The sequence below is a fragment of the Sporolactobacillus sp. KGMB 08714 genome (genome assembly GCF_036598985.1).
GTDB lineage: Bacteria > Bacillota > Bacilli > Bacillales > Sporolactobacillaceae > Sporolactobacillus.
Window position 1 is genome coordinate 1 of record NZ_JAUUBW010000017.1, and the last position, 22,636, is coordinate 22,636.

At 46.1% G+C, this 22,636-nt stretch carries 17 protein-coding genes; 11 read left to right on the forward strand and 6 right to left on the reverse strand.

The window, feature by feature from the left end; all coding sequences use genetic code 11:
• Positions 1–595 precede the first annotated feature (595 nt).
• The 6 genes from Q6A92_RS09140 to Q6A92_RS09165 all read right to left on the reverse strand — a co-directional run bounded on the left by Q6A92_RS09140 (position 596) and on the right by Q6A92_RS09165 (position 8,103).
• Complete coding sequence (locus Q6A92_RS09140; RefSeq protein ID WP_274398798.1) at positions 596–1,702, reverse strand: nucleotidyltransferase family protein; 1,107 nt, start codon at positions 1,700–1,702, stop codon at positions 596–598.
• Positions 1,703–2,430: 728 nt separating this feature from the next.
• Positions 2,431–4,206, reverse strand: coding sequence for an ABC transporter ATP-binding protein (locus Q6A92_RS09145; protein ID WP_332237825.1), 1,776 nt, complete (start codon positions 4,204–4,206; stop codon positions 2,431–2,433).
• A gap of 163 nt (positions 4,207–4,369) precedes the next feature.
• Positions 4,370–5,176 (reverse strand): hypothetical protein, encoded by an 807-nt coding sequence (locus Q6A92_RS09150; protein ID WP_332237826.1) that lies wholly within the window; start codon positions 5,174–5,176, stop codon positions 4,370–4,372.
• Between the two features lie 953 nt (positions 5,177–6,129).
• Entirely contained in the window at positions 6,130–7,035 is a 906-nt protein-coding gene (locus tag Q6A92_RS09155) for a S24/S26 family peptidase (RefSeq protein ID WP_332237828.1), read from the reverse strand.
• 4 nt (positions 7,036–7,039) lie between these two features.
• Complete coding sequence (locus Q6A92_RS09160; RefSeq protein WP_274398793.1) at positions 7,040–7,330, reverse strand: PqqD family protein; 291 nt, start codon at positions 7,328–7,330, stop codon at positions 7,040–7,042.
• Positions 7,327–8,103, reverse strand: a complete 777-nt coding sequence (locus Q6A92_RS09165; protein ID WP_332237830.1) for a hypothetical protein — start codon at positions 8,101–8,103, stop codon at positions 7,327–7,329. Before Q6A92_RS09165 ends, Q6A92_RS09160 begins: the two co-directional genes overlap by 4 nt.
• Positions 8,104–10,427: 2,324 nt before the next feature.
• Here Q6A92_RS09165 and galU point away from each other — a divergent pair.
• The 11 genes from galU (at position 10,428) to Q6A92_RS09220 (ending at position 22,413) form a co-directional block, all read left to right on the forward strand.
• A complete protein-coding gene (gene galU, locus Q6A92_RS09170) occupies positions 10,428–11,309 on the forward strand; it encodes a UTP--glucose-1-phosphate uridylyltransferase GalU (RefSeq protein WP_274398790.1) in 882 nt (293 codons plus the stop codon).
• Entirely contained in the window at positions 11,309–12,025 is a 717-nt protein-coding gene (locus Q6A92_RS09175) for a sugar transferase (RefSeq protein ID WP_443029712.1), read from the forward strand. The genes galU and Q6A92_RS09175 overlap by 1 nt, the downstream gene beginning before the upstream one ends.
• A gap of 114 nt (positions 12,026–12,139) precedes the next feature.
• Positions 12,140–13,459 (forward strand): UDP-glucose dehydrogenase family protein, encoded by a 1,320-nt coding sequence (locus tag Q6A92_RS09180; RefSeq protein ID WP_332237832.1) that lies wholly within the window; start codon positions 12,140–12,142, stop codon positions 13,457–13,459.
• A gap of 193 nt (positions 13,460–13,652) precedes the next feature.
• Positions 13,653–14,585 (forward strand): glycosyltransferase family 2 protein, encoded by a 933-nt coding sequence (locus Q6A92_RS09185; protein WP_332237833.1) that lies wholly within the window; start codon positions 13,653–13,655, stop codon positions 14,583–14,585.
• 211 nt (positions 14,586–14,796) lie between these two features.
• Positions 14,797–15,954, forward strand: coding sequence for an O-antigen ligase family protein (locus Q6A92_RS09190; RefSeq protein WP_274399186.1), 1,158 nt, complete (start codon positions 14,797–14,799; stop codon positions 15,952–15,954).
• 88 nt (positions 15,955–16,042) lie between these two features.
• Positions 16,043–17,014: a glycosyltransferase family 2 protein gene (locus tag Q6A92_RS09195; protein ID WP_274398787.1), complete on the forward strand. Its 972-nt coding sequence runs from the start codon at positions 16,043–16,045 to the stop codon at positions 17,012–17,014.
• Between the two features lie 60 nt (positions 17,015–17,074).
• The gene (locus Q6A92_RS09200) at positions 17,075–17,926 is read left to right on the forward strand and encodes a hypothetical protein (RefSeq protein ID WP_332237834.1); all 852 of its coding nucleotides are present in this window, start codon (positions 17,075–17,077) and stop codon (positions 17,924–17,926) included.
• A gap of 21 nt (positions 17,927–17,947) precedes the next feature.
• Positions 17,948–18,829, forward strand: coding sequence for a glycosyltransferase family 2 protein (locus tag Q6A92_RS09205; protein WP_274398785.1), 882 nt, complete (start codon positions 17,948–17,950; stop codon positions 18,827–18,829).
• A 45-nt stretch (positions 18,830–18,874) separates the two neighbouring features.
• Positions 18,875–19,903 carry a glycosyltransferase family 4 protein gene (locus tag Q6A92_RS09210; RefSeq protein WP_332237836.1) on the forward strand — a complete coding sequence of 343 codons (1,029 nt, stop codon included), beginning with the start codon at positions 18,875–18,877 and terminating at the stop codon, positions 19,901–19,903.
• Between the two features lie 49 nt (positions 19,904–19,952).
• Positions 19,953–20,867 (forward strand): glycosyltransferase, encoded by a 915-nt coding sequence (locus Q6A92_RS09215; protein ID WP_332237837.1) that lies wholly within the window; start codon positions 19,953–19,955, stop codon positions 20,865–20,867.
• 70 nt (positions 20,868–20,937) lie between these two features.
• A complete protein-coding gene (locus Q6A92_RS09220) occupies positions 20,938–22,413 on the forward strand; it encodes a flippase (protein WP_274398782.1) in 1,476 nt (491 codons plus the stop codon).
• Positions 22,414–22,636: the final 223 nt, after the last annotated feature.

Sequence of the window (22,636 nt, forward strand, 5' to 3'; positions counted from 1 at the left end):
CCTGATTCGCCCTATTCCGGCGGAGTATCGCCTCATCAAGAGTTTATCGCCCCGAAAAAAGAATGAATCGCCCTAAAACAGTGAATGATCGCCCCGAAATGAGCTTGATTCGCCCTATTCCGGCGGAGTATCGCCCTGTTTAAATCGAAAGTAAACTCTCTGCCACGGTTGATTAAATCAATCGGGTACAGCTTGCTGTTCCGATGATCCTCACTAATTGATTCCAATTCGTTTGCTGTTGATCTTTTGGCTGTTACTGGCGATTTTCTACCGATTACTGATGATGCGCCATCGTTTCCAGGCGATTTTCACTACGATTTATAGGGAGTCACAGCAGGCCGAAGAAAAAGAACAGGTTCTCCCGCTAGGTAACGCCTGTCCGCGCAGGATATCCCCTTTTTCAGCGGAATAAACCGCTGCCCATCTGAACATTCTGAACCACAAACTACCGCCGCCCGTGCAAAACGATCACCGGCGTTTTCGCGCCGCGGCCGACTGGATGGCTGAGTTGAGGAGATACCCATTTATTGAAGCATTTTACCGGTCATGCAAAAGGGGGAGATCGGAATGCGGTCCGGGGCGGCGGAACGGTCGGTTATCTGCGCGCCCGGTAGAACATCCCTTCGAAGCGCTTCAGGTAGATAAGCAGATACTGAACAAAGCGAGGCCGCGCCATAGCTTCTCTGCCGATAATATCTGCGAAATTAGCCGGATCCGGCATCATTTCTCTTTTTAAAAAGATCCATTTTTGAAACAGGCTGTCGTAGTCCCGGAGCTGTTTAAGGCGTCTGATGCTCGTCGGCACGGTTTTTTTCGGCGCATCCGCACACTGCAGATCGCGTCTTCTCCACCAGAGCGTTGTGCCATGGCTGATCGGGAACGGCAGCACGTTGTCAAGATGCGGAAATTCATGATAGACGATCATGAGTGTATGCGAGACCCGTCTCCAAGTCAGTTGTCTATGGGCAAGCTCAAGCAGCTGTCCATAATCAAGCCGGTCCTTCATCACATGAATGAGCTGAATGATATCGATAAAATACTTCCAGCTGTTGAGATCATGATTCCAGCCGTGCAGGCAGATCAGATAAAACGTATGGAAATCCGACAATTCAAAAACGTGCCGATACGGCCTGAGCGGAACCGAGTCGTGCCAGAGCTCGGCCGCATTCAGCGACGATGTTTTTTTGCGCAGAAGGTCCCAGTGCACTTCGATCGTCAGTTCATCCGGCCAGTCCGGCATTTTTTTACAGAATATGCGATGGAAATGGTACGGCTCGTATTTTTTCCCGGGTACGAATTCCATTGCCCGAATAATTGTGATGGCCGCGTCCATCTGTTCCGGCCTAATAAGAATATCGATATCTCCCGAATCTCTTGCCGCCAGGTCGCCGTAATACTTTTCTGCAAAAAGCGGCCCTTTAAGCGGAATAACATCGATACCCAGCGATTCGAATCGGCTCAGCAGCTGTTTCAGCTGGGCTTTCAGCAACAGGCTGGCCGAGATGTTTCTTATAAACCGCTCTTTCAGCGCGTTCCGGAAAAAAGGGGGGAGCCGGTCGAGCCGTTTCTGTTTTTTAAGAAAAAAATAGATCTGTGAGCAGACCCGCTCGAATTGCCGGTCCTCCATAATCTGCCGATAGAAATCCGGTTCTTTTTTAAATTCTGTTTGCCCGTCGTAAAGAGTGCGCAGCAGTTCCAGCAATATTGGCCACCTCAATCCGTGATTTTTCATGAACGGCAGGAATAATTTGCAGCACGGGTCCTGCCTCAAAGCTGCCAGTTAAATAGCGGGAGCAATCGGTCAATGGGTTTCTGACTGATGATCCCGCTGGACCGGGATAAACCGCAATCCGCATGAATCGACGGCAGCCGGAAAAAAATATAACCCGTCTTTCGACTTAACGGTCGTCTTCGATGATTTAACGGTCGTTATCCGGCATTTAACGGTCATTTCCAGTGGTTTATCGGTCGTCCTCGATGATTAATCGGTCGTTATTCGGCATTTAACGGTCGTCCCCAGTGATTTAACGGCCGCTATCCGGCATTTAACGGTCATTTCCAGTGATTTAACGGTCGTCTCCGATGATTAATCGGTCGCTATCCGGCATTTAACGGTCGTTCCCAGTGATTTATCGGTTGTTCCCGATATTGATCCGTCGTTATCCGATTGATCAGCTGACCGTGAGAATCTATCAATCGTTATCCGGATTGATCGTCCTTGCCGATGGTTTATCAGCATTCCCGGTAATCTTCCTGGTGCTCTTCGAGTTTATCGTTTGTCCGCAGGATGACTGCCGTCAGCGGATTTACCGACTGTGCTCTGTGGCTTATCGCCTTTCGATAAGAGGGCTCAGGAAGAATCGGCGGTGAATTCACGCCGCAGTGTGACATGAACTGACGGAGTACTCGCCATTTACTGGGCGGCGCTCTTTACATAGTCGCGATTGTGTCTTTTCCGATCAGCTGGAGCCGGCGATAGAGTCCTTTTTCCGCCATCAGACGTTCATGCGGCCCCTGCTGGACGATCTTCCCTTTTTCGAGAACGACGATATGATCCGCGTTTTGTATTGTCGAGAGCCGGTGCGCGATGACAATCGTGGTGCGCCCGTCCATCAACCGGTCAAGCGCTGCCTTTACCCGCGTTTCCGTTTCGGTGTCCAGGGCGGCCGTTGCTTCGTCCAGAAGCAAAATCGGCGCGTTTTTCAGAAGTGCACGGGCAATGGCCAGCCGCTGTTTCTGACCGCCGGAGAGGAGCAGCCCGCGTTCGCCGATTTCCGTGTTGTAGCCTTGCGGCAGCCCGCGGATAAAATCGTCCAGGGCGGCCGTCCGCGCTGCCTGAATGAGATCGGTTTCAGCTATGTCCCGCCCGAGCCGCAGATTGTCGCGGATGGTGCCATTGAAAAGAAAAGTTTCCTGCGGGACTTGGGCGATCAATCTGCGCAGCACGTTCAGAGACAGGGAATCGATCGGGTGCCCGTTGATTCGGATGCAACCTTGCTGCGGCGTGTAAAGCCGTGTGAGAAGAGCAAAAAGCGTCGATTTTCCGGCTCCGCTCAGACCGACAACCGCCGTTTTTTTCCCGGCCGGAATCTGCAGATTCAGATCGCTGAAAACGGGTTTTCCCGGTTCGTAGCTGAATGTCAGATGGCGGAATTCGATCGATCGTGCCGGCCCGTCCGGATCGTCCGCAGTCTGAAGGGGAGAGAGAAACTGGTTCTGTTCGACGGGAAGCCGGAGAATTTCCTGCACGCGCTCGACGGCCGTTGTCGCTTTCTGAAAATTGACCCAGTTGGCTGCCGCGCCGGTCAGCGGATAGACGAGATGTTCGACGAGCGCGATGAAAGTCAGCAGCGCACCGACGGTCAGCTCCTTCTGGGAAACGAAGTAAGCGCCGAGACACAGGCTGACGAGAAAAGTCAAAGCGCTTGCCGTCGCTCCGCCTGCGTAATAGAAACCGCGCAATTTAGCGCTCTTCATTTCCAGATCGTACAAATCCTGATTCTGTTTATTATGACGCAGCAGCAGCAGGCGCTCCATAGCAAAAGAGCGGACGACGTGAAATCCTTGCAGCGTTTCACTGACCAGCTGCGTGTTGTCGCCGGTCAGCCGATTGACTCTGCGGCTGTTGCGGCGGAGCAGGAAGCCGAAGATTGCGCTGCCGGCGACAGCTGCCGGCGCGATGCCCAAACTGACCATGGAAAGGGGGGGACTGATCCGGAACAGATAGATAAAAACAGAAAGATAGATCAGCGGAAAACGGATCACATCCACGAGCCGGGTACCCAGCATATTCTGAATGGCCGTGATGTCGTTGCCGAACCGCGACAGCAGATCGCCGGAACGAAGTGAATTCATCGTTCCCGTCTGCAGCAGCAATATATGCCGGTACAACGTTTCTTTCAGATCGCGTGTCACAGCGAATACGGCGGCAGATTCAAAAAAAGTATCGAAAAAATTGACAGCGATCGTGAACAGCAGCAGACCGGCACCGACAGGCACCAGCCGGACCAGTTCGGACAGACGGCTGCCAACGGCTGCGTCCGTGACTTTGCCGAAATAAGAGGCCATGCCGAGAGTCAGGGCAATGTCGGCCAGCATCACTGCCGTCAGTCCGGTGTAGGCACGCCAGTGTTTCAGAATCAGCGGGCCGATCAGCCGGGCAGTATTTCCGATATGGCTGCTCAATACCCATTTTTTAATATGCAACAGGATGACCTCCTAAAATTTAAACGCCCGGCCGGACCGCCCGAAACAAAGCGGCGGCTTCCGCGATGCCGCTGATGTCATTTTAAAATGACGATCATGACACAATCGTTACGTAAAATGCATGTCAGCAAAGATCAGATAAACCGACAGCACGATGTCAGATTTACTCGACTTTTGCACAGTGTCTGTTATCGGAGATCAGTTCCCAGAAGCTGTCATTTTTTTGAAAATAGAGATCGTAGACGGGTACTTGTTCGGTTAACTGTCTCAGAATTGAAATGACTCTGAGCATTTCCTCCTGACTTTGCGTCCAATAAAACACTTTATCAATCAGATGCAGCAGGCCGCTCGCTTTGTCCAGCCGGTCACGCCGATTCACCGGAAACTGATGGAGCAGCTGGATGCTGGCGAGCGGGCGGGGATTTCCGCCGCTCAGTGCGCTCACGTCGCTTCGGAATGGAGAATTGAAGACAGTGACTCCGTCCGGCGCGATTTTCAGAAGCGATGCCTCATCGGAAAGAAGCGGCCGCGGCCGCGAGAGCTGCGCGACCGTCGATTTGCCTGCCCCGGACGTTCCGGAAAACAGGTGGGCAGTGCGGCCGTCAATCACGCAGGAAGAATGAATCATCAGCCCCCAATGGCGGCGGACGATAAAAGAGCTGTACAGATTCATCAGCGCGTGTTTCAACGCCAGCCTGTCGTGAAACCGGATGTCCGCCTGTTTGAAATCGGCATCGGATTCGATGCGGTAATCCGGGCGTGTGTATACGACTGAGTGTCCGGTTTTCTTCGCTTCTACGTCAAAACCGGCAAACGGGGCACCGTAACCGTCGCGAAGGGTTACGGACAGATCAGCCGGTTTTGAAGAAGGAACAAACCGGAAATTTTCTTCAATCATCTTCTCGAGCCGGACAGAATCACAGAAAAACCGAATCAGATGTTCGTCAACTTGAGCTGTTTTTAGGATCATGGTATGAACTCCTTCAAAAGAAAATGGAAAAAACGGCGGGAGAGATAGAGTAGGAACCCATGTCTCTCCCGCCGGAAACCATCATGCACATACACTCGCGGTTCACGACTGCCGGATCAGCTGATTAATTACAGCCGCCGTGCGGCTTGCTGATTTTCGTTTCAAATCGGATTGTCCGATGGCTGAGGACGATCGGGCTCAAAACTTTCTTGGAATTGTTGTTTTCCTTTTTCATCAATGTTCACCTCCAGTCAGTCATTTTTTTCATTTTAATTGATGATATCTGGAAAATATCAACAAATTCACTATAATGAACGGTCCATTACACAAGTGTTACAAAAAGCGCGATAAACGATTGCTTTTTACTGAAAAACTTCCCGATGTACCGGCAAACGAAAGAGTTCCGCAAATGCCGATCCATGCCGTTGTTCCGGAAACCTATTTGCTTTTCCTAATTATGGGGAAGCAGGTGTGAAGCGGCCATCGCACAAAAAGAGCACCTTTTCATCAGGCTGGTCCTCTTTTTCGAAAAAAGCGCTACTCTTTAAATTGTTTTCACATTTTTAGCCAGCCTCTCCATGATCCTATGCCGGGGCTCCCGAAATCCTGATATGATAGGATTCTTTGGCCAACAGCGGCTTGTACCATAGCCGGCCGCTGCGATTCGTTAAACTAAAAAAATCTAAGGGATACGGATTCCCGCAGTCCCGTAGGGAATCCGGGTTTTCGTTTATCGGCAATTTGCGATCCGAACGGCCGCGCCGGTAGGGGGGGCTGAAACACGAAGAGAATCGTCCGGACTCGGAGGCAATCAGCCTGAAATAAGGAAAACCACCCACAAATTAAAAAATGTTTTTATTATAAATATATAATTTAGAAATAAAAATTCTTTAAAAAGTTGTTTTTAAAAAATTCGTGTCTGAATGAGCGAAGGGATGCACCTATTATCTTTTTTAAAACATCCTGCGGAAGGTAAGGTATTTATTCAGACATCGCGACATCAGCGGGAAGTCCATAACCAGCCGCTGCCAGCTCCGGCAGAAAATATGGGAAAGCCGGAATTTCCGGCCGGCCAGTTCGATTTTCGTCATGATGCCGAAAATTTGCCCGGCGTACACCGGGGAATCGGATTTCAAATTGCTGTCTCCTTTTAAAATATAGACGGTCAGCCCGCATGCGTCCCGCCGCGTTCCGATAAAACGATGCGCGATCAGCGCGCCGGCCGGGTCCTGGTAGAGCAAGACGTCGCCCCGGTTAAGAAACGCCGCGTCCCGGGCAAGGAAGGTGCAGCTGTCGCCTTCCTTGATGTACGGGTACATGCTCCGGCCGCGTGAGGAGAGCCGCACCTGCCCGTAACGATCCATGGTCTGGCGGACGGCAAGGCCGGCTTGCCGGTCGAAATTCGATTCCGGCCGGCGCGTGCTTCCGGACAGATTGCTGCAGTAAAAATCGATGTGTTTTGTGTCTCCTTTTTGGCTATTGGCGGTCCCGCACCCATACGACGGCCGTCCGGCAATCGGCGCTGCATTCTGCTTTCTGATTCGAGCGATCAGCCTGTCAATGTCCTTTTGCGGGTCACGCAGAATCTGATCGATCAGTGCCTTCCTGCGGTTTTCCGTCCCTGTGCCGTCCGGGCCCGTTCCGTTTTCCGGTATCGGGGCTTCCGCGGCTTTCTTCAGAGGGACAACGGCGCCGTCAGCTTCCCGGGTGTCATCCATGCCGGCCCATTTGCCCGGCACCTGCCTTCCGTTTTTATCGGGAAAAAGACGGGACACGGGCAAAGCACAGCAGCGATTGTCTGCCCGTCCGGCAGGCCGGACTTTTGCGGCGGGAAGGAGGCCTTCTCTGTGAATCGGCATGTTTTTATCCGACATGTTCAATAAGACCATATGCCGTCATTTGCATAAGAAACGCTTCAACATCCGTCCGAAGCCGGGCAAGATCATCTTGTTGTCCGTCTGCCGCATGATCCTCGCTGCTCAGCAGTTTTTTCATGAGCGTGTCTGCACTCTGCCGTTTTTCCAGCAGCCCCCAGCATTTTCCGCCGGATTCATTCAGATCAGTGACGGTAAAGTTATCAGGGTTGACGACCATCAGATGATCGTCAAGCGCCATGGCCTCACAATTATTCTTTCTAATATAGTACATGTTCATGAAATCAGCTCCTTAATTTCTTCTCTTTTCTGAAAATAATTGCTGTAAACGGGGGCGGCCTGAACAAATCTGCGCAGCATCGTAATGACACGCCGCGTTTGTTCTGTACTGTGCGGCCAATAGAACACAGCGTCGAGGAGGCGCAGCAAGCTGTATGTACGGCCGGCCTTCATCTGCTTATTCTGAAACGCCTGCTGAATAAAATGGACGCTGCCGATCAGGTTCGATCGGCTGTTACGCTTAGTTGCGGCTTCATCGAACGGAGAATCAAAGACGCGTATCCCTTCAGACGCGATCTTAATCAGCACGATACCTTCTGAAACGGGCCGAGACGGATTTTCCGAATCATCGGAAATGGAAAGGGAGCCGCCCCCGCAAAGAAGGTGGGCCAGGCCGTTGTCGACAACACATTCCCCGTGCATCAGAAACCCCCAGTTGCGGAAAACGATAAAAGAGCTGTAAAGACTGATGAAGGCCTGTCTAAGCGCAGGGCCGTTATAAACATATAAATTTGCCGAATAGTAGTCGGGATCAATGTCGATCAAATAGTCATCCCGTCGAAAAAGAAGTTTACGTGCTTGTTCGGTTATGCTAAAATCAGAAGTGACAAGGGGTGTTCCGTATCCGCCGTGGATATGCACCACCATATCGACGGGCCTGTCCGGAATCTTTTTCAACGATGTAAACTGGCGTATGACAAGATTCATAAAGTTGGCTGAATCTGCTGTGACTTCAAAGATATGTTCGCCGATATTCGTGTAGATTTTATGCATGCAACGATTCTCCTTGTCTGTGTGTAAAATCGTGCTTTAAAGACCGGTTGATGCTGATCGGCTTTCTGTCAACCCTGCGCAGCACCACCTGCATCGGGTTCCTGAAAACCGGTCCTCCGGTTTTAACACACACGAAAAATGAACATGAATGAATGGGCCAAGTCAGCGGGCAGTTTGGAGTCGGCACGCTGATCTGGTTGCGGCTAAAGAGCATGAAGATAGAACTTTTTGATTCGGCGTCCGGCTTTGACGGATGCCCAAGGGCACGTTGCGGCGTGCTTTTTTCATGAAAAAATGAAAACGGACAGTTGTTTTTAGATAACGGATGCCGTCGTGTTCCAAGGCCTGGACTTCGACGGCATGCATGCTGTAGAACCGCAAAATAAAGGGCGGCATTATTTAAAAGATTTGATAGCCCACCTCTTTTCAACGGAGCCGATTTCCCCGCCCCGCTTCCTAAAGAAAGTTTCCTTGTTCCGGCATAGCCTGCGCAACGAATAGTCTTATCCTACCTTTCACAGCGTTACACAATCGTTACAAATTTGCGCTTACGACATAAAAAATATTAAGAAATGTGATATATATCACCGCAAAAAATAATTTTATCAAAGATAAAAAGCATAAAAATGTACCGTTGACATCGGAATTTTAACGGACAACGACCATGCGGCCGCCGTTAAGAAGTCATGAACAAAAAAATTCTTTTCCGGAAATTAGGCAGATAGGACCGACAGACAATAAAAGCAGAAGAGCTTTTTCGGGCAAAACCGGCAGCTCATGACGGCTTAAAATCGGCATGAACCAGAACCGGGGCAGAATCAACGGCACGAACAATCGGGATGATTTGAAAAAGCTTCTGCATTTTTTGGATAAATATTGCCGGCCCGCGGCGAGAGAAGCGCGGGCCGGGCCTGTAAAAAAATGGGTATTCCTTTAGCCCATTGTCCTGCTGCGCCGTCAATTGATGATCGGCTTTTCCTGAAACCATCTGTCTCTTAAAAGACGGAAAACGCTTCCGCAATTAATAAATTTCTGCAGCAGTCGAAACTCCGGGTGTAATGGCTGAAAAACTGCCGGAGCCGACCGAAATCCTGCTTCTAACGGTCGATAAACCGAAAACAATGACCGAAACCCCCTTCACGTCGACCGATAAAACCGGAGCCGGCCGATAAATCCCTTGCGCTGACTGAAAAATAGCGTGCGTTGACCGATAAAGTTGCTGCGCCGACCGAAAACCCGGGCACCCCGACCGAAAACCTCCCCATGCCGACCGATAAACCCTGAGCTGACCGAAAACCCGGGCTCGTCGACCGAAAACTCCGGCCTGCCGACCGAAGCCCTGAGCACCCCGACCGAAACCCCGCTAAACGGTCTGGCACGGTGGATAAAAAGCCACGACTGATCTCTTTGCCGCGGCTGATTCAATCAATCGCGTACAATTATTATTCGCACTCATGGATTCCAGTCTGCTTACTGTCAATTGTCTGCCGATAACTGTTGATATTTTGCGCGTTACTGATGAGAAGAAGCAGCACTTTACTGATACACCATTGTTTCCCGGCGATTTTTACTACGATTCACAGGAATCCGCGCCGGCCCGAAAAAAGACCGGACGTTTTCGCCATGTAACGCCTGCCCGTGCAGACTATCCTCCTTTTCAGCGGAATAAATCGCTGTTCGCAGAACCATTCAGAGCAATAGACGGTCGCCCGCGCCAACCAATCGTTTTTCAAAAGAATCAACGGCACGAACAATCGGATGATCTGAAAAAGCTTCTGCTTTTTTCGGATAAATATTGTCGGCCTGCGGCAAGAGAAGCATAGGCCGGGCCTGTATAAAAATAAAATACAGTTTCAAACGGAATCGTCTTCCTCATTTGGCCGGCTGCTGCGGAATGTCTGCACGGGAGGCTGCGACGGGCGATAAAAAATACCGTCGCGCTGTAAAAAGTACTGATGAACAATCTCTGCAATAAACGGGGGCTGAGGTCCGATAAATCTCCGTTGTTAAAGCAATTATAAGTCATATAAACGTAATTAAAACGTAATAATGCCAAAGAAATGTCGAATAAGCACGCATAAGACAAACTCCGTTATCTTCTTCCCATAACTTCCTCTTTTCTTTGGAAAATAATATGCTATAATTCTTATAGCTTATCAAGCTAAGATATCTGACGATTTCCCGTTCTCTCAGGTAAAAGAGCGGGGAAATAAGAGAATTTGAATTAAATAGATCCATCGCCAGAAAAAAAAGCACTGTGCGTGCGAATAGTTTATAGACAGCATGAAGGACTTGAAGCTTTTTGATCATCAGGAGGTTTTTGTATGAGAAAAGTCAGGAAAGCGGTCATTCCGGCCGCGGGTCTGGGGACAAGGTTTTTGCCGGAAACGAAAGCACTGCCGAAAGAAATGCTGCCGATTGTCAACAAGCCGACAATCCAGTATATCGTTGAGGAGGCCGTTGCAGCTGGAATCGATGACATCATCATCGTAACTGGTAAGGGAAAGCGGGCGATTGAGGATCACTTTGATACTGCTTACGAACTGGAACAGAATCTGATTCATAAAAATAAATTGGATCTGCTTGAAAAGGTCCGTGAATCATCGAAAATCGATATTCACTACATCAGGCAAAAGTCTCCGCAAGGTCTCGGCCATGCTGTCTGGTGCGCGCGGAAGTTCATCGGCAACGAACCGTTTGCAGTGCTTTTGGGCGACGATATCGTTCAGTCGGAGAAGCCGTGCATTCAGCAGCTTGCCGAACAGTATGAACGGACCGGCTGCTCGGTGCTCGGCGTCAAGGAAGTGCCTGAAAACCAGACGCAGCGTTACGGGATCATCGATCCGAAATCGCAGGAAGGCCGTTTGTTCAATGTCAGCCGTTTTGTTGAAAAACCGAAGAGCAATCCGCCTTCCAATCTGGCAATTATCGGCCGTTACGTCCTGACACCCGAAATTTTCGGCTTTCTCGACAAACAGGAAATCGGCGCGGGCGGAGAGATCCAGCTGACCGATGCAATCCAGAAATTGAATGAATTGCAGGGCGTCTATGCCTATCAGTTTGAAGGCAAACGTTTTGACGTCGGGGAAACGCTCGGTTTCGTTCTGACAAACATCGAAATGGCTTTGCAAGACAAAGATTTGCAGCAGGACGTGCTTAAAGGCATTGAGCGGATTCTTCATGAAAATAAATTGCTGCTAAAATGATGGAGGAACATACGATGGCTTTATCAAAGTCGGAAATTGAAGCGCATTATGTTAAACGAACGGGCCGCTTAATTGTTGTGCATCATGCAAGAAATGACAGCATGTCTTATTTGTTGGGCAAAAGAGCATTTGATCTGTTTGCCGGAACGATCGGACTGATTTTAAGTCTGCCGCTGTTTCTGATCATCTCGGTACTTTATCTTTTCGGCAGTCAGAAGGGCCCGGTTTTCTTTAAGCAGAAGAGAATAGGGCAGTACGGCCGCCCTTTCTATATTTATAAATTCCGCTCGATGGTTGTGAATGCTGAAAAGGAATTAAAGGCTAATAAGCTTCTGTATAAAAAGTATATCGAAAACAATTATAAATTGGAGCCGTCGGAAGACCCGCGAATCACGGCAGTCGGGCGCTTTCTTCGGAAAACGAGTCTCGATGAACTCCCACAGCTGATTAACGTCATTAAAGGCGAGATGAGCATTGTCGGACCGAGACCCGTCGTGTCCGAAGAACTGAAGGAATACGGCGACAGCACCCGTCTGTTCCTGTCCGCAAAACCGGGATTGACCGGATATTGGCAGGTATGCGGACGCAGCAATATTGAATATCCCGAACGCGTTGATGTAGAACTCTACTATATCCGCCACAAATCCTTTATGTTTGACCTTAAAATTATTTTTCGGACTGTCTTGTCTGTTATCAGCCGAAAAGGTGCATACTAAAATTAAATGATAAGAAAAAACCATATTTCTTTTTGCCTTCAGGTTATGATGGATGAAAGACGGGCAAATCAATCATTAAAAAATATACGATCTTAACGGATGTGAAAAAAGCTCATGAAAATTGCGGTTATCGGTACGGGCTACGTCGGCCTTGTTACGGGAGTCGCTCTGTCGGAGATTGGCCATACGGTTATTTGTATTGATGTAGACCCTGAGAAAGTGGAAAAGCTGAGTCAGGGGATCCCGACGATTTATGAACCGGGGCTAAAAGAACTGATCCAAAAAAATATTAATAATGGGCGCTTATTCTTTACCTCGGAACATAGAAGAGGACTGGAAGGCGCCGATGTTGTTTATATTGCTGTCGGCACGCCGCAGCGCCGGGACGGTTCTGCCAATCTCAGCTATGTGGAGCAGGCGGCCGTCGATATCGCCGCCAATATTACGCGCAATGTGATCGTCGTCATAAAAAGTACCGTTCCTGTCGGGACGAATTTTCATATAAAAGAACTGATTAACCGCAACACGGTCAACGGTGTGCATGTGAGGATTGCTTCGAATCCCGAGTTCCTGAGAGAGGGATCGGCTGTTCATGATACATTCCACGGCGACCGGATCGTGATCGGAACCGAGGATGGGGAAACGGCTGATATCCTTGCTGAAATTAATAAACCTTTTGACATGCCCATTCTGAAGACAGACATCTCCAGCGCGGAGATGATCAAGTATTCTTCGAATGCTTTTTTGGCTACGAAAATCAGCTTCATCAACGAAATCGCCAATTTATGTGAATCTTTGGGCGCCAACGTGGAAGAGGTTGCCAAGGGCATGGGTTTCGACCACCGGATCGGTCCCGACTTTCTCAAGGCAGGGATCGGTTATGGTGGTTCTTGCTTTCCGAAAGACACAAATGCGCTTGTACAGCTTGCCGGGAACGCCGACCATGAATTCAATCTGCTGAAGTCGGTTATTGAAGTCAATAATAATCAGCAGCTTCTCCTGATTGATAAGATCCTGTCGCGCTTCGGCAGCGTAAGGGGCAAGAGGGCCGCTGTCCTGGGCCTCGCTTTTAAGCCGAACACAGACGATTTAAGAGAATCGCCGGCTTTAGTCATGATTCCGAAATTGGTTAAGCTCGGTGCGGATGTCATTGCTTATGATCCGATTGCCGTCTCCAACGCCAAAAAACAGTTCAGTGTAGAGATCGAGTACACGGAAGATCTGAATGAGGCTCTGCAGGACGCAGATTTTGCGGTGATTATTACCGATTGGGCGGATGTGAAGAACATCGATCTCTCTGCCTTTGCTGCGGCCATGCGGACGCCGGTTGTTTTTGACGGCAGGAACTGCTACAGTTTGGATAGAGTCAGGAAATCGGAAGTGGAATACTATTCGATCGGACGTCCGAGCCATACACCTGAACTGACAAAATAAACATTCAGGATGCTTTTTCACGTTACATGTGAGTTAGACAAGCTGTTTGCGGCATTCATTCAATTCCGGGTCTTCTGTCTGGGAAAGTGGCGAGCAATCGTTATTGTCCAGGTCTGTATTGGCTCCCTTGGATACCCTTCCCGGATGCAGCATGAATCCTGGTTATTTAAATCAAATAAAATGAGTGATTGCGTTGAAAGTCTCTTTTATCATTCCTGTATATAATCCCGGGCCTGACATAAAGGAATTAGTGGATTGCATCAAGGATTTCTCTCTGAAAAATAAAGAGGGGACAGAAATCCTGGTGGTTGACTCCTCTTCGACAGACGGTTCAACCCGGTTTATGGAAAATGATCCTTCCATAAAATTGATTAAAATCAAAAAAAGCGATTTTAATCACGGAGGGACAAGAAACACCGCATCATCCTTAGCCAACGGGGAATACCTCATCTTTTTAACACAGGATGTCGTCATTCGGGATTCCCAGTGTTTTGGTAATCTGATCCGCACATTTGAAGAAGATCCGAAAATCGGGATTGCCTACGGCAGGCAGCTGCCCAAAAGCAATGCCGATTTTCTGGGCCGGACGTCAAGGCAGATCAATTATCCGCCGCAAAGTCAGATCAAGTCGCTCGTTGACAAAACGAAGCTGGGGATTAAGACGATTTTTGTATCCAATTCTTTTGCAGCGTACAGAAAGCGTGCCCTCGATGAGATCCACGGGTTTCCGACAGATGTCATTATGAACGAGGATCAATATGTAGGGGCAAAAATGATTGAGCATGGATGGTCGATTGCCTATTGTGCCGATGCCTGTGTTTACCACTCTCACAACTACACCCACAGTCAGGAATTTAAAAGATATTTCGATATAGGCGTTTTTTTTGGCAAAGAAAAGTGGATTCTGGAGGAATTCTCACAGGCGGAAGGTGAAGGAGCGAAATTTGTCGTCCATCAATTCCGTTCGCTCTTGGCTGACAAACAATTATCCTTGATCCCAGGCTTTGTTTTGAGAAATTTCTTGAAATATCTGGGTTATAAGCTGGGCATGAACGAGAAGCTCTTGCCTCTTTTCATAAAAAAGAAATTGAGTATGAACAAACAGTACTGGAACAATAAAGGATAAGTGAAGAAGAACCTGTTTTGTATACGACTCAATAAAGAAGCAGCAATTATCGAAAATATCTTGCTGAAAAGAGCATGCTTTATAACATGTGAGAGGGGCGGTTTTTATTAAATCGGCATTTAATGCACTATTTTATGTTTTTGTTTTTACAATGTGTCTGCCTTCAAAAGATCTGTTCGGGCTGCCGGTAAGGACTATACTTTTTTTATTGATGGCCGCATCAATCGTCTATTTATGGTTCAAGCATCAGATTAAATTTGAGAAAATATATTGGCTGGTCCTGTTCGTACTCTTTTGTACGGGAATCTGGTTCGTGATCGGGTTTATGAACGGATTCCGCGGGGAGGCCGTTCAGCAGTTCACGACCATTCTCTTCCTGATCAGCACCGTAATGATCGTCTATTTCTTAGTAGCCAATCGCTTAGTCAATCAGGAGATGGCCAGGCGGACACTCTATATTGTCATGTTCGTCATGATATTGGGCAAGATAATTGTAGAGCTGTTTGTGGTCGGTCATTTACTAAGCCTTCAGAGCTTTAGATTTCTTTATGGCAGCCTTCTGGGAGCCAATAATATAACATTATCCGTACCGGGACTAAACTTATTCAGAATTAATTCGGCGAATGATTCTCTGGTACTGGCCCTGCTGAGTTTTTATCTGATTGATAAAAGGGTTGGATTTTACAGTAAATTATTTGCGGCTTTAGCCGGCACTTATTTCGTGTTAATTGTTTATTCCCGTGTATTTTTTGCACAATATGCCGGACTGATGTTTATCGTTCTCGCGGTCGCGTTTTTCAAGAGCCGCTCAAAGAAAAAAATCCTGCTGATTGCCTCGTCCGTACTGATCATGCTGGCAATTTTTCAAACGTTTAATTCCGGCGGCGTCGGTTCTTCAACCGGCGGCCATTCATCTGTCGCTTCGGCATTCAACAACAGATTTAACAGTGCCGGTACAAAAATATCCGACAACACAAGGACGGAACAGAGTGCGTATTTGCTGAGGGATATTAAAAAGAACCCAATCTTTGGAATGGGGATCGGTGCTTATGATAAACAGCTGATCCGATCACAGACAAATAAATATTCGTATGAAAAGGAGTATTATGCATTACTGATGCAGCTCGGAATTGTAGGATTTATTTTAATCATTATCGGAACTGTGCTCGTGTTTGTAAAATTAATCTCAATAAGAAAAGTTTCCGATAGAATGGTGCAGGTAATGATCTTATTTAACCTTGCCATCTGGTTAATCAAGCCACTTTACAATCCCGGCTTAATGTCAAGCACGTCTGCATCAATTATTGCTTCAATAATTATCGTCTCATTTTGTTATCAAGGGGCCGGAAAGATCGGGGAGTATTCCTGATTGCTGCCCGTCTCTTTTTATCTGTAAAATCGTGTTCGATCATCTGGATAAAGCTGACATGACAAGCTGCAGCAAGGAATGAAGTTAGATGGCGCAAAGCGCAATACTATTGTCAACTTATAATGGCGAAAAATATCTGAAACAGCAACTGGACTCGCTTGAAAATCAGACGGATCAAAAATGGGATCTGATTGTTCGGGATGATGGGTCTGAGGACGATACACTGGCCATTCTAAAGAAATATCAGGATAAAACGGCTCATAAAGTGATTTTTATGGAGGATCATTTGAAATATGGAGCTGCCGGAAGCTTTTTGGCCTTGCTGGAAGCGGCGGTGGAACTGAATTATGATTATTTATTTTTCTGTGATCAGGATGACGTGTGGAAACCCTTCAAGCTGGAAACGTCCATAAAAAAAATAAATGAGGTTGCCGCCGAAAATAATCAGGAATCCGTGCTCGTTCACAGCGATCTTGAGATTGTTGATGAACATTTAAAGACGATCTATCCTTCGATGTGGTTAGCAAGCGGCACAAATCCGCGGAATAATAAAATAAATAATTACTTGGTTGAAAATAATGTCACAGGCTGCACACTGGCATTAAATAAACAGGCAGCCGATCTGATCGTCCGGATCAGCCGTGCGGCCAATAAGAAGAAACTTGTGATGCATGATTGGTGGAGTGCGCTGATCGTTTCTGCCTTCGGAAGGGTAGCGTTCATTCAAGAAACGCTGGTTTTATACAGACAGCACAGTAAAAACACGATTGGATTGAATAAGAAAAACTTAATTTCAATGCTGACAGAAAAATATGTAAAAGATAAAAATTTTACACTGAACAACGCTGTGAATCAAGCACAGGAGATCAGAAAGTATCTGGATGAATGCCGCTTTGAAAACGAAGAAGCCGAACAGCTGATCATTGGTTATTCGACTATTTTAAATCAACCGCCGGTCAAACGGCTTAGATTTTTAAACAAATACCATCTTCGCAAAACCGGTGCCGTTAAAAATCTTGGATTTATTCTTTTAATGCTGCTCAAAAGAAGAAGAAAGTAATCAAAGCTTTTTATAAACTCTACGAACAGTTAAATGTGTGAAAGGAGCCGGTGCTTTCTTATGAGAGCGGTCATTGTTTTATATAATCGTGATATGCACTCTTCACTGACTCTGAAATCCCTTCAGCATATTGACGGCCGGTTCAAAAAGAAGATCAATATCGATATATACGACAACAGTCCCGAGCCGGCAGGCATTGACTACAAAGAGTGCCTGAGCGGATTTAAATCCGTGGCGTATAAATCCGATGTGCGGAATTCCGGACTGGCTGCCGCCTATAATTATGCCCTGGGCCGATGCGGCAAAGAGGATCGATGGCTGTTGCTAATGGATCAGGATACCCGGATCACCGACCTGTTTTTTGAAAGTATCGGCAGACTCACTGAAAACAACGCTTTGGATGAAAATATAGCGGCAATCGTTCCGGATATTTTTAATGAGCGGGGAGATTTTATCGTTCCGGTTAAAGTGAGTAAAATTCTGGGGCGCTATTCGTTTTTTAAACCAGACAATCACCTGATTTCCGGAGAAGTGCGGACGATTAACTCCTGTTCATTAATCAATGTCCGTTTCCTTCATGAAATCGGCGGATTTAATAACGCATTTCAACTGGATTGTCTTGATCATTGGTTATTCCATACAATTTATCAGAAAAAGAAACGGGTCTATCTGACACATGACCGAATCGTGCATGAACTGTCAATCAATAATACAGATATCTATGTTTCAGAGGAAAGATACAAAAGCATATTGGATGCCGAACAATTATTTTATCGGACTTATACAAGTAAGATGAATTATGGATTTTATAAAGTACGGCTCATGAAACGGGCAGTAAAGCAGAAATTAAAGGTCAAAAACCAAAGAATTTTTAAAATGACCCTGAACAGAATTTTTGGCGGCAGGCCATGAAAGGTGTAGGATGTGTTTCAAGTGGATCATAATAAAGTAATGGTTTCAGTGATCATTCCAACGTATAATCGGGAGAAAACCATTTCAAAATCCGTGCTGAGTGTAGCAAACCAATCTGTAAGAAATATAGAAGTTCTGGTCATTGATGACGGGTCGACGGATGCCACTGGGGAAGTCATCAGAACCTTGTCCGCCGAAGACCCGCGCATCAAATACTATAAACAAGAAAACGGCGGCGCAAATAAAGCAAGAAACCTGGGCATTCGGCTGGCGGCAGGAAAGTACGTTGCCTTCAACGATTCGGATGACATCTGGAGACAGGATAAAATAAAAAAGGAATTGGAAATCTTGCAGAACCGCCGGGAATACAGAGGCGTTTTTTCAAAATTCGAACTGCACTACGTGAACGAAAACAGATCCTTGGTCAGACCTAAAAGAGTAGAGAAACCGCTCTATCATCAGTTAATGGTGGCTAATGTCGTGAATACGCCCAATTTTATCATAGAAAAAAAAGTGATTCAGGAAATGGGCGGCTTTAATGAAGAGCTGCGGCGCTTTCAGGACTGGGAGCTGGCTACAAAGATCTCCCGGAAATACAACTTGTTTTTTTTAGATGAAATTCTGACCGACACCTATCAATTCGGTTCGGGCCACTTGTCTAATAATATAACTGCGGCGTATGAGAGCTATCATTTGATCGAGCGGGAATTCGAAGAGGACAGGAACAGAAACCCTCGGGTCAAACGGGATTTCTATTTTTACCGGGCGATGTTTTTCTACGGCACAGAAGAGTTTAAATCCGCTCTTTTTGGAAGTTTAAAAAAATGCAATTATAATCTCATATTAATAGCAAAATTATCGCTGAAATATATGCAGCTTTTAGCGCAGCGCCGGAAAAAGTAATCGATCGGACGAAAAGTTTTTTGAATTCTTCAGGAGGAAAATAAAGTGGGTATAAGGGTCTGGATGCATCCAAAATTCAATCCGACAAATAAATATAATGATTTACTCTCCCGGTCGCTGGAAAACGAAGGTGTAGAAGTAAGGGAATTTTCTTTTAAAAAAATCGCGAAAATGAAAAGGGGAGATGTTGTCCATTTTCATTGGATCGATTCCTATTATCAGAAGAATAATCGATGGAGCATGCTTGTTAAATCGAAAATATTCTTCTCTTTTTTATACATTTTGAAACTGCGCGGCATAAAGCTTGTATGGACCGTACATAACCTCTATCCGCATGATTATAAATGGCCGGGGCTGGAGAAAAAAATTCGGGCGCAGATGATGCGGCTATGCGATAAACTGATTGTTGCGGCGGACTCGATTAAACAGGAAGTCGTCAAAGAATTCGGTATCGCTCCGGAGAAAATAGAGATTATCCTGCACGGCCATTATTATGGAGCCTATCCGGCCCATCATCTTTCTTATCGGAAAAAATACAACATTGATGAAAACAGACTGGTCTTTTTATTTGTCGGAGCCGTCAAGGAATACAAGGGTGTTATCCCCCTCTTAACAGATTTTACGAATCTGGACGACAGAAATTCAAATTTAATCATTGCAGGCAAAGTGTATGACGGTCTGGAGAAATCAATCATGCAATTTAAAGGCAAAAATGGAGTGATCCTTGATTTAAGATTTATTCCTGATGAAGAATTAGCGGACCTGATTCTCAGCAGTAATTTTGTTGTGCTGCCTTTTAAAAATATTACCACTTCGGGCAGTGCAATCTTGGCGGCTTCTCTCAGGAAAAAAATAATATGCCCGAGCACACCGTTTATGAAAGAATATTTTAATGATTCGATCGCAATAATGTATGACGGCAGCGATACGAACGGTTTATTGAACGCTCTGAAAGGTTGCATGAGCGACCGAAAAAATAAAGATATTCCCGATGAAGCATACCGTGCCTTTCTGAGCAAACTCAGCTGGAAAAAAGCGGGGGAAAATATTAAGAACCTTTATCTTTCATTGTAGCCCCTGAACGCACACGAGTCAGATCCGGCTTTGGCAGGAGGAAATTTTGATGACCGAGAACATCGCGACAATTATTTTAAACTATAAACATCATCAGGAAACAGCGGCATGTGTAGAAAATGCGATCTCTTTCGGGGTTACAAGCCCTATTATTGTCGTTGATAACAAATCGCCGAATGATTCGTATAAAATTCTGCTGAATTTATCCCGGAAGTATAGAAACGTTCATGTGATTTCAACCGACGCGAACAAGGGCTATGCTTATGGCAATAATTTCGGTGTCAACTATGCAAAAAGTCGGTTTCCGGATCTTGACTATGTTGTGATACAGAATCCGGATGTCCGGCTGATTTCAGCTCATACATACAGTCATCTGATGGCCATTCTTCAATCTGATGACAGGGTTAAGCTGGCCGGAAGTGTTATCAGTCAAAACGGCGTGCTTTCCTACGAATATTCTGGGTGGAGCCTGCCATCCAAATTCTACATATTCTCCGGATTTGTGCGTGGAAATAAAAAAGCCGCTTTTTCACTGGCAGCGGGGAAATGGCCGATGTCTTTTGTCGATGTGGTGGCAGGGTGTTTTTTTATGACCAAGCTGGATTACTTGGACAACGGCCTGTTCCAAAATACATTGTTCGATGAAGGCACCTTTCTTTACAACGAGGAGAATATTTTAGCTTTCAAATTAAAAAAACTGGGTTTCAGGGAGGCCGTCTCATTAACGGATTTCGTCTCTCATTATCATAAACCTGAAAACCCGAGTTATACCGAAACGCGGACTCTCTTTGAAAAAATTTCAAAATCAAATATTTATATGCTGAAAAAATACTACCGTATTAGCCGCTTCGATTTGATCATCTATTATCTTTTACATTTTTATCAACATTTAGTGCTTTTTTACAGATATTTTATCGGACGCTTTCTCAGAAAGATGGTCAAGAGAATCATAAAAGCCGGATAATGTATCATAAAAAAGCGGCATCACTGAAGAGCAGATGACAATCTGAGCCGGATATTAATGGGAGAACCCAATGGAAATAAAAAGCAGTTTATTTAAAAATTATTTATTCAATCTGTCCTATCAAATCCTGATCATACTTTTGCCGATTATTACCGTTCCGTATATCTCAAGAGTATTAAAGCCTGCGGGTGTCGGACTGAATTCATATTCCGCAGCAATTGTATCGTATGTCATTCTTTTAGGGGGCCTTGGCTTTCAGTTCCAGGGCAATAAGGTTATTGCAACGTCAAGGAACGACAACACGGCGATTATCCGCCGTTTTTGGGAGATCTATTTGTTAAGAACGGCATCGATGCTCCTGGCTTTAATTATCTATGTTTGCTGGGTTATTGCGATGTCTCCCGGTGAATGGCTTCTGTATTTAGTACAGGGGATCGGCATCTTTGCGGCGGTATTTGATATATCGTGGTTTTTTCAGGGCCTGGAAGAGTTTAAAAAAATTGTGACAAGAAATTTTATCGTCAGAATTGCCAGCGTGATTCTTATGTTTATTTTTGTAAAAACGCCTGACGATCTTTATACATACATCTTTTTAACTCAAGGATCGGTATTTTTCGGGAATATCATGTTATTTCCTTACTTGAGAAAATATAAGGTCTTTTCCAACTTCGGCCGTTCTCTTTTTAAATGGCTGAATTTTAAACAGCATGTGATTCCGTCTTTACAGTTATTTATACCGTCATCTTTCACGATGATTTATACCGTGCTGAATAAAGTCATGCTCGGTTTTTATACAAACCCGACAAATGTCGGTTTCTTCGACAATGCTCTGAAAATCGTGACAATTGCTCTGACCATCCTGACCTCTCTAGGAACGGTTATGTTTCCAAGGGCCTCCTATTATTATTCAATCGGAAATCATGAAAAAATGAAGGCACAGTTCAATATCTCTCTGAAGATATCCCTGGTCATTTCGATCGGGTTTTGTGCGGGGATTATCGGAACGAGCAAAAATTTCGTCACCTGGTTTTTTGGCCCCGGCTACGAGAGCATTGCCGTGATTTTACCTATACTGGCCTTTTCCGTCATTCCAATATCTTTGGCAAGCGTAGCCATTCTGCAATATCTTGTCCCAAGCGGGAGAAACAGAGCTTACACCCTGTCGGTCGTTTACGGTGCGATCGTCAATATCGTACTTAATTACTTTTTAATTCAAAAATATCAGCTGGTTGGGGCGGCAGTGAGCTATGTTGCTTCCGAGCTGACCGTTACTGTCGTGCAGTTAATACATTGTAAATCGATCCTGTCGATTAAAGATAATCTGATGGATATGGCGACTGCAGTATTATCGGCGCTGATCATGCTGGCGCTTGTCTTAGCGGAACAATACTTTTTATTCTCTGCCAAACCTATTATCGTGACGGCCGTTCAGGTCATATCAGGAGCAGCCGTGTACTGCGGCGCCCTTCTCTTATTGAAAAATGATTCTTTATGGTATTTGATTTCCATGTTCCAGTCAAAACGAAAAAAACGCGGCACGGAATGATATTTTCTAAATCGGCTGCCGATGATGCAGGATAAGGGAGCATCGCCTGTCCGCAGGCTGACAGACAGTGGCATTCAGAATGGTTTTAAGCTTGTATCTATGAGAAATTGAGAAAATGCCGGCGGGATATCTTAATGAAGGCTGAATGACAAACGGACATTGTTTAGATACATCCTTTTTCACAGAATAGGAGATCCGCTGTAAAATGGCGGTGTATCTGTCC